This window comes from Bradyrhizobium sp., assembly GCF_019242285.1.
Lineage (GTDB): Bacteria > Pseudomonadota > Alphaproteobacteria > Rhizobiales > Xanthobacteraceae > Bradyrhizobium.
In genome coordinates this window covers 1-11,230 of record NZ_JAFAVV010000112.1, presented here as the reverse complement: position 1 = coordinate 11,230, position 11,230 = coordinate 1, and the positions used below count along the sequence as shown (strand labels likewise).

Here is an 11,230-nt window from a genome sequence, read left to right as displayed (position 1 = left end):
AGATACCAGGTCCCAAGGCAGACAATCAGCGAGAACACGACCACCCAGCCGCGGTAGATCGGCAGATACATGAAGCCGAGATTGACGCCGCCCTTCAGTTCATCGGGGATCGAGTAAGGCAGTCCGGACGAGCCGAAATAATTCTGGAACACGCCCTGGATGATCAGCGCGAGCCCGAAGGTGAGCAGCAGCCCGTAGAGATGGTCGAGGCCGGTCAGCCATTGCAGGAAGGTCCGCTCCAAGAGCATGCCGAACAGGCCGACCACGATGGGCGCTATGATCAGCGCCCACCAATAGCCGAGCCCGGTGAGGCTCAAGAGAAAGTAGGCGCAGAACGCGCCCATCATGTAGAGCGCGCCATGGGCGAAGTTGATGATGTTGAGCATGCCGAAGATCACGGCAAGCCCGAGGCTGAGCAAGGCGTAGAACGAGCCGTTGATCAGTCCAACCAGGAGTTGGGCGTAAAGGGCCTGCATCTCTTCTCTCTCGTGCTCGTTCGTCTCTCGATCCGAGGTTTCCGGCGCGCCGCCGCCGGGACCGAAAAGCTCACTTCTTCAGCAACGGACAGGTGCTCTTGTCCAGCGGCGTGAACGCGTCCTCGGCCGGGATCATCGCCACCTGCTTGTAGTAGTCCCACGCGCCCTTGGACTCGGCCGGCTTCTTGACCTCGAACAGATAGGCCGGATGGATGGTGCGGCCGTTCGGCTGGATCGCGCCCTTGCCGAACAGCGCATCATCGGTCGGAAGCTCCTTCATCCTGGCGACCACCTTGGCGCCGTCATGCGGATTGCCGCCGAGCGCTTCCAGCGCCTTGAAATAATGCAGCAGGCTCGCATAGACGCCGGCCTGCACCATGGTCGGCATGTTGTGGTTCTTGGCGTGCTCCTGGAAGCGCTTGGAGAACGCCCGCGTGCCGTCGTTCAGGTCCCAGTAGAAGGTCTCGGTGAAGTTCAGCCCCTGCGCGACATTCAAGCCGAGCGAGTGGATGTCGGTGATGAACAGCAACAGCGCGGCGAGCTTCTGCCCGCCGGCGGTGAGGCCGAACTCGGCCGCCTGCTTGATCGAGCTCGTGGTGTCGGCGCCGGCATTGGCAAGCCCGACGATCTTCGCCTTCGAGGCCTGCGCCTGCAGCAGGAAGGAGGAGAAGTCCGCGGTCGAGAGCGGCGCCTTGACGCCGCCGAGCACCTTGCCGCCCGCCGCCTGCACGGCCTGTGTGGTGTCGCGCTCGAGCGCGGCGCCGAAGGCGTAATCGGCGGTCAGGAAGAACCAGGTATCGCCGCCCGACTTGGTCAGCGCCGCGCCGGTGCCGTGCGCCAGCGTGTAGGTGTCGTAGGCCCAGTGGATCGTGTTTGGGGTGCACTGCGCATTGGTCAGGTCGGACGTGCCGGCGCCCGAATTGAGCATGACGCCGTTCTTCTCCTTGACGAGGTTGGAGACGGCCAGCGCCACGCCGGAATTGGGCACGTCGACGATGACGTCGACCTTGTCGACATCCATCCACTGGCGGGCGATGTTGACGCCGACATCGGGCTTGTTGAGATGATCGCCGGTGACGAGGTCGATCTTCCAGCCCTTGCCCGTCATGCCGGAATCCTCGATCGCCATCTGCGCGGCGAGCGCGGAGCCCGGCCCGCTCAGGTCGGCATAGAGCCCGGACTGGTCGGAGAGCGCGCCGATCTTGATGGCCTTGTCCTCGGCGGACGCGCCGCCTGCGCCGGCAAGTCCCAGCAGGGCGGTCAACGACAGCGACGCAATCGTGGCAAATCTCATGGCAATTCCCTTAAATCAAGCATTTCGACCGCCCTACACGCCGAGATAGGTGTGCAGCTTGTCCATGTTGGCCTGCAGATCCGAATTGGCGAAACCGTCGATGATCTTGCCATGTTCGACGACGTAATAGCGGTCGGCGACCGTGGAGGCGAAGCGGAAGTTCTGCTCCACCAGGAGAATCGTAAACCCCTCCTTCTTCAGCCGCGCGATGGTGTGGCCGATCTGCTGGATGATGACGGGCGCGAGCCCCTCGGTCGGCTCGTCCAGCATCAGGAAGCTCGCGCCGGTGCGCAGGATGCGCGCGATCGCCAGCATCTGCTGCTCGCCGCCGGAGAGTTTCGTGCCTTGGCTCTTCAGCCGCTCCTTCAAGTTCGGGAACAACTCGAAAATCTGCTCGAGCGACAGCCCGCCCTCGCGCACCACCGGCGGCAGCATCAGGTTCTCGCGCACGTCGAGGCTGGAGAAGATGCCGCGCTCCTCGGGACAGAAGGCGATGCCGAGCCGGGCGATCCGGTCCGAGGAGGCGTTGATGATCGCCTGGTTGTTGAAGCGCACCGAGCCGGTGCGCTTGCCGATCATCCCCATGATCGACTTCAGCGTGGTGGTCTTGCCGGCGCCGTTGCGGCCGAGCAGCGTGACCACCTCGCCCGCGTTCACCTCGAAATTCATGCCGTGCAGGATGTGCGATTCGCCGTACCAGGCTTCGAGATTGTGCACGCTCAGGAGCGGCCCGGTCGCCGGCGCGGCCTTGGCATTTGCAGGGGCGGCCATGTCGAGATCAGGCATGACCGGCTCCGAGATAGGCTTCCTTGACCCGCTCGTCCTTGGACAGTTCGGCGTAGTTGCCTTGCGCGAGCACCTGCCCGCGGGTCAGCACGGTGATGATGTCCGACAGGTTGGCCACCACGGAGAGATTATGCTCGACCATCAGGATGGTGTATTTCGCCGAAATGCGCTTGATGAGGCCCGCGATCTTGTCGATGTCCTCGTGGCCCATGCCGGCCATCGGCTCGTCCAGCAGCATCATCTCGGGATCGAGCGCCAGCGTGGTTGCGATTTCCAGCGCGCGCTTTCGCCCATAGGGCATCTCGACTGCGGGGGTGTTGGCGAACTCGCTCAAGCCGACGTCGTCGAGCAGTTCCAGCGCGCGGCTGTTGAAGCGGTTGAGCACGGACTTGGAACGCCAGAAGTCGAAGGAGCTGCCGTGCTGGCGCTGCAGCGCCACCCGGACATTCTCCAGTGCGGTCAGATGCGGAAACACCGCCGAAATCTGGAACGAGCGGACCAGGCCGAGGCGAGCGACCTCCGCCGGCGCCATGGAGGTGATGTCCTGCCCCTTGTAGAGGATCTTCCCCGCCGACGGGCTCAAGAACTTGGTCAACAGGTTGAAGCACGTCGTCTTTCCGGCCCCGTTGGGACCGATCAGCGCATGAATGCTGCCACGGCGGACCCTGAGTGCGACATCGCGAACGGCGAAGAACCCCGCGAATTCCTTGGTCAATCCGTGGGTTTCGAGAATGAACTCCTCAGCCAAACAAATTTCCCCCTGAAGCCGTTCGCCCTTGTCTCGCGCAGGCTCTTCTTGCCGACCCGGTGGCCCGCGTCAACGTCGTCCTGGATTACCGCCTCCGGGGCGAATATGCCGGAGGCCGGCGGGGTTAGGCAAGGCGGAAAGCTCGCGACGTCGGAGCGTGCTCGCCAATTGGTCAGACGGCCGGGCACCGACCTGGGTCGCCGTCATCGAAAGTCGCATCCGCAGCCGTCAACGGCTTCCCCGCGCTCGGCCGGTTCATGGAAGATTTTCCTCATTCCCCTATGAACTACCGGGTTTCAGGCAGGAGATTGCCGCCATGGAATTCGAGAGCGCCAACCCGTCCATCGTCAAGTCGATCAGGCAGCGTGATCTCCTGAACACCTGGCTGCGACTTTATGCCCGCGAGCAGAACCTGCCGGGCATTGGCGACTACCGGCCCGAGCGGCTTGTCGAGGAGCTTTCCGACCTCGTGTATTACGCGGTCGATCCGGCGGCCGAGCCCCCTCGCCTCACGATCCGGAGCGAGGGCACCCGCATGGCGTCGGCCTATGGACATACCGGCAAGGGCCGGCTGCTCGACGAATATGTCGGGCCGCGACTCGCCCCCTTCGTGATGCCCGCCTATTATGAGTGCATTCGCCGCGCGCTGCCCGTCTACACCATCGCCCACATCGAGGATGTCTATCGGCGGATCGTGGCGTATGAGCGGCTGCTGCTGCCGTTCTCGGCCGGCGGCGCGGTCACCCACGTGATCGCCTCGCTGGCTGATCAGAGGCAATGCCCCTGCCCGCGCTCCGGGCAGAGCTTCAGGGCGTTCGACACCGAGAACAACAGCCGCGCGCTGCGCGTCTCGTTGTCGGGGGCGCGGTAGCTGAGCGGAAATGCGACGCCGAGATCGGCCTGCAGATTGTCCCACAGGAAGAGCCGTACGCCGGCGCCGACCGAGGTCAGCGACAGGCCGTCGGCGGGACGATAGCTGTCGTTCCAGGCCGTCCCGGCATCGAAGAAACCGTAAAGCTGATAGCCGTTCAGATAGCGCCAGCCCGGCTTCTGGTCGAAGCGGACTTCGAAGCTGCCGGCAATGGCGTTGTCACCACTGATCTCTGCGGCACCATAGCCACGGCCGAATGCAGCGCCGCCGAGATAGAATTGCTGCGAGGTGTAGAGCGGACCGGAGGCGGTCTGGCTCGCCAACGACATTTTCATCGACCAGGCGTCCGACAGCGTCTGATAGCGGGTGTACCAGAAATCGAACACCCAGAAATCGGGCGAGGTGCCGCTGCGCGAGGCCAGCGGATCGCCGGCGCGGGTGGCGCCGAAGATGTCGAGGCCCTGGCGGTAGGTCATGGTCGCGTAGTTGTCGCCGCCGAAGGCGTCCTGCAGGCGATAGTCGGATGTCAGGCTGGCGGTGCGAATGTGATCGTCCGACATCGTCCCGAACACATCGCGCTCCCTGACGTCGCTCCATCCGGCCGCCGCCGTCAGCGTCAGGGTCGATTGCTGGCTCTGAACGGGCGCGATGCTGCCGTGAAGCTCGAGCGATTCGGTCGCGGTGCTGTCGTCGAGGAGCCGCCTTCCATCGCCCGGCCGGACCTCGCTGTAAAGCGCTGAGCCGCCGACCCGCAGGCCGTCGATGCCGACCGGCGTCTCGTAGGACAGCCGGCTGAAACCGAGCTCGCGTGGATCGTTCGCGATGGTCGAGAGATTCAGCGCCAGCGAGTCGCCCGGCCGAAGATAGGAGTTGAAAGCGGCGGTGGCATAGCTCTGCCAGGCACCAACGGATGACGAGCCGAGATTGTCGACGCCGAGCCAGGCATAGACGTGCCAGGTCTTCAGATGGACGATGAGGCGGAAACGTCCGGTGGCTTCGCCGATCTCCTCGAGCGCGGAATCGGTGATCCGCACGCCCGGCAGGCCGTTGATCAACAGCAACTGCCGTTCGAGCGTCGAAAGCCGCGCCGGCCGTTCGGCCAGCACCGGATCGAGGAATGGCCGCACGCCGAACTGCTCGGCGCCCTCACCTGTCAGTGCGATTTCGACGATGCGGCCTTCGACGATGTCGATGCGAACCTTCCCGCCCTGGATGTCCTGCGGCGGAACGATGGCGCGGCTCAGATGGAAGCCGGCCGCGCGGTAGAGGTCGCCGATATCAGCCGCGATCGCCGCGAGGTCGGCCTGCGAGACCGGCTTGCCGAGATGGGCCTGATAGGCGGCGGCCAACCGCTCATGCGGCAACGCTTCGTTGCCCGCGAGCACGATCCCGCGCAGCACGAACAGCGGCTTTGAATCGGCCGTGGCCGGTTGTCGCGCCAGCGCCGGCACGCGCACGGCGGGCTTGCCGGGCTGCGCTTCCCCGTCCGAAGGATGATCAAAGCGTCTTTCCGTCTGTTGTGGATCGAAGCGCGGCTGGCCCGCCTGCTGGGCCTGTACCGGAACGAACGGCAGCAGGAGCCATGCGAAAATGCAGCCGACGGTAACCGGATGCAGAACGGAAACCGCACCCGCGGACGCATCTCGGTAGTTGTACCGAGGACAGGAAGTGAACGCTCGCAGGATGCCTAGCCGCATGATTTTTCATAATTTTTTATGGTCAACGAAGCGTTAAGCCCTGGGTTGAACACTGCGGTTTGCGCTAATCCGATGTTGAAGGATTTGCGCCAATCTTGCCGCTTCGCGGTGGTTGAGGTGCTTCGTGGCTGGCATGAAGAAGTTGCAGCGCGTCCTGGTGGCGGCGCTTTTGATCGGGGCAAGCTCGAGCGCGCTTGCGGCCGACGACGGGACGTGGTCGGTCAGCAAGTCCTCGGGCGAGGTGTGGGTGACCGCGACCGGCGCCGCGCCGGCCTCACTCGCGCCGGAAGAGATCCTGAAGCCCGGCGACACCATTCGCACCGGCCGCAACGGCCGCGTGCTGTTGGTCCGCGGCGAAGAGACCATGCTGATTGCGCCGAACTCGGTGGTCGGCCTGCCGACCGCCGCAAGAGACGGGATGTCGACCACCGTCCTGCAGCAGGCCGGCTCGATCCTGCTCGAGGTGGAGCGGCGCAACGTCAAGCATTTCGAGGTGGAGACGCCCTATCTCGCCGCCGTGGTGAAGGGCACGCAGTTCACCGTCACCGTCAAGGCGGACAGCACCAGCGTCAGCGTCAACCGCGGCCTGGTGGAAGTGTCCGACTTCAAGTCGGGGCAGATCGCGCAGGTGCTGCCGGGCCAGGCCGCGACCAGCTTCACGCATGGCAAAGCGGGCCTGTCCCTGAGCGGATCGGGCGCATTCAATCCGATCGAGCAAGGCAGGCCGCGTGCCTCCGGCATCGAGCGCGTGCCGGTCCCGAAAGGCGGGCTCACAGCCCCGCGCAGTGCCGGCGACGGCAAATCGATTCATGCGCTGAAAGCCGTCGACCCGACGTCGAGCAAGCTTGCTGCCGTACCTTCGAAGCCCGCATCTACCGAAGCGCCAATCAAGCGAAGCGGCGTTCGGATCTCGACCGCGCTCGGCGAGGTCAGGCTGAATGTGCAGAAGGCGACCCGGGGGCTCGCGCATGGCATGGTGAAACCGGGCGCGGTCAGGAGCGCGTCCAACAAGGACTCCGCCTCGGTCTGGAGCGATCCCAAGGCCAGCACCAGCGGCGTCGTCAATTCCAATGTCACCGGCAACACCGCAGCCAGTCCGGCGACCGCCGTCAACGGCGTCACCTCGGCCGCCGCCGCGACGGCGAGCGCGTCGGCCAGCAACAATAATGGCAATGGCGCGAGCGGCAACGGCAAGACTAACAACGGTAACGGCAATAACGGCAACGGCAATAGTGGCAACGGCAACAACGGAAACGGCAACAACGGGAACGGAAACAACGGTAACAACGGAAATGGAAATAACGGGAACAACGGCAACGGGAACAATGGAAACGGCAATAATGGAAACGGCAATAACGGCAATCACAACGGCAACGGCAAGAAGAGCTAGCCGTTAACCTTTATGGGGCGCGCACATCCGACCATCGGCGTGCGTGCGGGGGACGAAGGGTGAAGCAGTACAGGCCGCATATCCTGGTGATGATCGCGGTGGCGATCGTGGCAGTATCCGGCTGGCTCGGCGCCTTCCGCAACGGCATCGTCGACCTGCGCTTTGCGTGGCAGCAGCGACAGGTCAGCGGCGACATCGTCCTGGTGGCCATCGACGCGTCATCCATCGAGAAGGTCGGGGTCTGGCCCTGGCCGCGCCGGCTGCATGCCGAACTGCTGCGACAACTGGACCGTGCCGGCGTCAACGATATCATCTTCGACATCGATTTCAGCTCGCCCTCCGATCCGGCCTCCGATGACGAGTTCCTGAATGCGATGCAAGGCGCAGGAGGCTCGGTGGTGCTGCCGTCATTCCGGCAGCCCGGGAACGATCCCGGAAATCCCGCGTCGATCCACGTCAACCGTCCGTTGCCATCCTTCGCCGATCATTCCTGGGCCGCGATCGTCAACGTCGATCTCGAACCGGATGGCCTGGTCCGCCGCTACAGGTTCGGCGACAGGCTGGCCGGCGAGTTTCTTCCATCGATGGGGGCGATGCTGGCGGGGCAGTTTCCCAAGTCCGAGACGGCTTTCCTGATCGATTTCAGCATTCGCGCCGCCTCGATTCCAGTGGTGTCCTATATCGACGTGCTCCGCGGCGACGCGGCTACACTCGCGCGTTTGAAAAACAGGAAGGTCATCATTGGCGGTACCGCGCTCGAGCTCGGCGACCGTGTCAGCGTGCCGAATGGCGCGGTTATTCCCGGACCGACGCTGCAGGTGCTGGCCGCCGAATCGATCCTGCAGAAGAGAACCCTGCATTGGACTTCGGACCACGTCACCTTTCTCGGTCTCGTCGTGATCGCGCTCGCCATGATCGTGTCCTGGCGTCGGCTCCGCGCCGGCCTGCGGATCGTCCTGCTCGTTGCGATGGCGGGGGCAGCCGAAGCGATCGCAGGACTGCTGCAGGCGCATTGGACCTTGGTGCTCGACACGTCGCTATTTCATGCCGCCATTGTCGCCTATCTCGCCGTGATCGCGCTCGACGAGATCGACGTTCGCGACTGGCTCGGCCAGATTGCGGAAAGCCGGTTCCAGCGCATCGCGATGTCGCTCGGAGAAGGTCTTGTCTGCACCGACCAGGAGCATCGGATCACGGTCTGGAATCCGGGCGCCGCGGCGATTTTTGGCTACGAACCCTCCGAGATCATCGGCCAGCCGTTCGACCTCATCGTCGCGCTCCGGGCGGAAAGCGGACACGCCATGTTTTCCGTCCGCGATGCGGCGCGACCGGAACTGCTGTCGCCCGGTGGAGCGGTCGTCGAGTTCTGGGGGCATCGCAAGAACGGCGACGTTTTCCCGGTCGAGGCCTGCTTTTCGGGCTGGCAAGGTCCAGAGGGATTTCAATATGGCGCGATCCTGCGCGACATTTCCATACGCAAGAGTGCGGCCGAACGGATCCAGTATCTTGCCGAGCACGATTCACTGACGGGACTCGCCAATCGCCACACGCTGCAGGCCGAGCTTACGGCGATGATTGGCGCGGCAAGGGACGAACATGTCGAAGTCGCCCTGTTGGTGCTCGGTCTCGACGGTTTCCAGCACATCAACGACATGTTTGGCCAGGACTGTGGTGACCAGGTGCTGCGCGCGGTCGCCGAGCGACTGAATGTCGAAGCCGGTAGCAAGGGGCTGGTCGCGCGCCTGAGCGGCGACGAGTTCGCGATCGCGCTGCCCGGTGGCGACGGCGTCGCGAGCGCGCCGCAATTCGCGGACCGCCTCGTCACCGCCTTCGACCGTCCGCTCATGGCAGGGACCCGCCAGCACCGCATCAAGATCAGCGTCGGCGGTGCGATCTATCCCGATGACGGCGGCAGCGCCGATGAGCTCTTGAGCAACGGCCACCTTGCGCTCTGCCATGCCAAAACTGTACGGCGCGGCTCGACCGTGATGTTCGAGAGCGCGATCCGGCAGGAGCTCGAGGCACGGCTGACGCTGGAGGCCGAGCTGACGCAGGCCGTCGAACGTGGCGAGTTCGAGCTGTTCTATCAGCCGCAGGTGAATCTGGCGGACGGCCGCCTGCTCGGCGCCGAGGCGCTGATCCGATGGCATCATCCGACGCGCGGCCTGCTCTCGCCCGGCGAGTTCATGCCGGTCGTCAACCAGTCCTCGATCTCCGACCCGATCGCGGCCTGGGTGCTGGCGACAGCATGCCGGCAAGCGCGCGCCTGGGAGCTCGCCGGATGCGGCATCCGCATCGGCGTCAATCTTGCGCCTTCGCAATTCAAATTGGGAAACCTGGCCTGTTCTGTCGCCGAGGCGCTCCATATCACCCAGCTTACACCGGCTCTGCTCGAGCTGGAGGTGACCGAGAACATCCTCTTGCTCGACGAGCAGCGTGTCCTCGAGGAGTTCGTCAAGATCCAGGCGCTGGGGGTGCGGATCGTGTTCGACGATTTCGGCACCGGCTATGCCAGCCTGAGCTATTTGAAGAAATTCCCGCTCGACGGCTTGAAGATCGACCGAACGTTCGTCCGCGACCTGCTGGTCGACGCCGACGACGCGGCCATCGTCGGCTCGACGATCGGGCTGTCGCGTCAATTGGGATTGACCGTGATCGCCGAGGGCATCGAGAACGAGGCCACCGGCGATCTCCTGCGCCGCATGGGATGCGAGGAAGGCCAGGGCTATTTCTTCGGCCGGCCGATGCCGATCGAGAATTTCGAGCGCCGGTTTCTGAACCCGCCCGTCGACGCCGTCACCGCGGATGTCGCCTGATACAGATCACGATCAGCAGCCGACTGGCGCAATGAAGTGATGGCATTGGCGTCGCCTTCGAAATCCCGTCATCGGCGCTGACCCCCTCCACCGTGCCTGCGAGCACGGGGCTTCGTTGCAGGAGGTGTTGCCGAGAGATGATCGGGGGGTGTGGCCAGGCGTGGCGACGGCGACGACGTGCTCCCGCTGTCGGTCTGCCTGCGTGGCGATCGACGTCCGCGCCAAAGCACCCTCAACCCGAGCTCTTGATCCCGCCGTCTGCGGCCGGAGCGGGAGCGGCAGCCTCCTGCCAGGGAATGTCGAATTCGCAGAGCAGGCCGGCCGCGGCGAACTCGCGATGCAGGTTCTTGACCGTCCGGCTCAGCAGCCGGCTGCCAAATCCCGCAACCAGCGGCTCGCTGACCTCGGGACCTCCGCTTTCGGCCCAACGGAAATGCACGAAGTTGATGTCACGCGACCAGCGCACCACGATCCGGCCGGTCGTGACACTGAGCGCGCCGTACTTGCTGGCGTTGCAGGCAAGCTCGTGGATCACCATCGCAAGCTGGGTCGTCAGCTCCGCCGGCAGCAGCAGATCGGGACCATCGACGCAAAGCTGATCGGCTGCGCCCGCGAACGGCAGCACCTGGTCGCTGACCAGTTGCGCGAGATCGGCGCCCACCCATTGGTTCTGCGCGAGGCTCGTATGGGCTGAGGCCAGCGCGTGCAGCCGCCCCATGAAATCGGCGATTTTCGGCTCGCTGCGCGGCAGGAGTTGATAGGCCAGCGATTGCACCACGGCGAGGCTGTTCTTGACCCGATGCGCCAGCTCGCGCAGCAGCAGGTCGCGCTGGCGCTCGGCCTCCTTGGCGGCCGTGATGTCGATATTGACGCCGATCATCTGGCGCGGCGCACCGGTCTCGTCCTTGAGCACCCGCGCGCGGGCTTCGATCCAGCGGGTCGATCCGTCCGGCAGGACGATGCGCCACTCGGCATGCAGCTCGCCGGTGACGAGCGACTGGAGGGCCGCCTGCTCGGCCTGCGGCAGGTCCTCCGGATGGACCAGCCTGGTCCAGGCCTCGTAGGTGCCGCCGAACGTGCCTGGTTTCAGGCCATAGAGCTCCTCGATCTCCTCCGACCAGCTATTGACGTTGGTCTGCGGGTCCCAGACGA

Annotated in this window: 9 protein-coding genes; 3 read left to right on the top strand and 6 right to left on the bottom strand. The window is 64.6% G+C overall.

What is annotated here, in order from left to right; translation table 11 throughout:
• The 4 genes from JOY90_RS04160 to JOY90_RS04145 all read right to left on the bottom strand — a co-directional run.
• On the bottom strand, window positions 1–476 hold a 476-nt coding region (locus JOY90_RS04160; protein ID WP_291689893.1), incomplete at its 3' end, for a branched-chain amino acid ABC transporter permease.
• A gap of 70 nt (window positions 477–546) precedes the next feature.
• Window positions 547–1,770 (bottom strand): ABC transporter substrate-binding protein, encoded by a 1,224-nt coding sequence (locus JOY90_RS04155; protein WP_291689892.1) that lies wholly within the window; start codon window positions 1,768–1,770, stop codon window positions 547–549.
• Between the two features lie 33 nt (window positions 1,771–1,803).
• Complete coding sequence (locus tag JOY90_RS04150) at window positions 1,804–2,556, bottom strand: ABC transporter ATP-binding protein (protein ID WP_291689891.1); 753 nt, start codon at window positions 2,554–2,556, stop codon at window positions 1,804–1,806.
• The gene (locus tag JOY90_RS04145) at window positions 2,549–3,304 is read right to left on the bottom strand and encodes an ABC transporter ATP-binding protein (RefSeq protein ID WP_291689890.1); all 756 of its coding nucleotides are present in this window, start codon (window positions 3,302–3,304) and stop codon (window positions 2,549–2,551) included. Before JOY90_RS04145 ends, JOY90_RS04150 begins: the two co-directional genes overlap by 8 nt.
• 316 nt (window positions 3,305–3,620) lie before the next feature.
• Here JOY90_RS04145 and JOY90_RS04140 point away from each other — a divergent pair, with 316 nt between their 5' ends.
• Entirely contained in the window at window positions 3,621–4,175 is a 555-nt protein-coding gene (locus JOY90_RS04140) for a hypothetical protein (protein WP_291689889.1), read from the top strand.
• Here the strand turns inward: JOY90_RS04140 and JOY90_RS04135 are convergent.
• Entirely contained in the window at window positions 4,073–5,767 is a 1,695-nt protein-coding gene (locus tag JOY90_RS04135) for a ShlB/FhaC/HecB family hemolysin secretion/activation protein (protein WP_291689894.1), read from the bottom strand. The genes JOY90_RS04140 and JOY90_RS04135 overlap by 103 nt on opposite strands.
• Before the next feature lie 238 nt (window positions 5,768–6,005).
• Here JOY90_RS04135 and JOY90_RS04130 point away from each other — a divergent pair, with 238 nt between their 5' ends.
• Window positions 6,006–7,262, top strand: a complete 1,257-nt coding sequence (locus JOY90_RS04130; RefSeq protein ID WP_291689888.1) for a FecR family protein — start codon at window positions 6,006–6,008, stop codon at window positions 7,260–7,262.
• 59 nt (window positions 7,263–7,321) lie between these two features.
• Window positions 7,322–10,078 (top strand): EAL domain-containing protein, encoded by a 2,757-nt coding sequence (locus tag JOY90_RS04125; protein WP_291689887.1) that lies wholly within the window; start codon window positions 7,322–7,324, stop codon window positions 10,076–10,078.
• A gap of 232 nt (window positions 10,079–10,310) precedes the next feature.
• On the opposite strand, the gene JOY90_RS04120 is transcribed toward JOY90_RS04125, so the two are convergent.
• Window positions 10,311–11,230 (bottom strand): PAS domain-containing protein (locus JOY90_RS04120; RefSeq protein ID WP_291689886.1); only part of this gene is annotated, 920 nt, incomplete at its 5' end.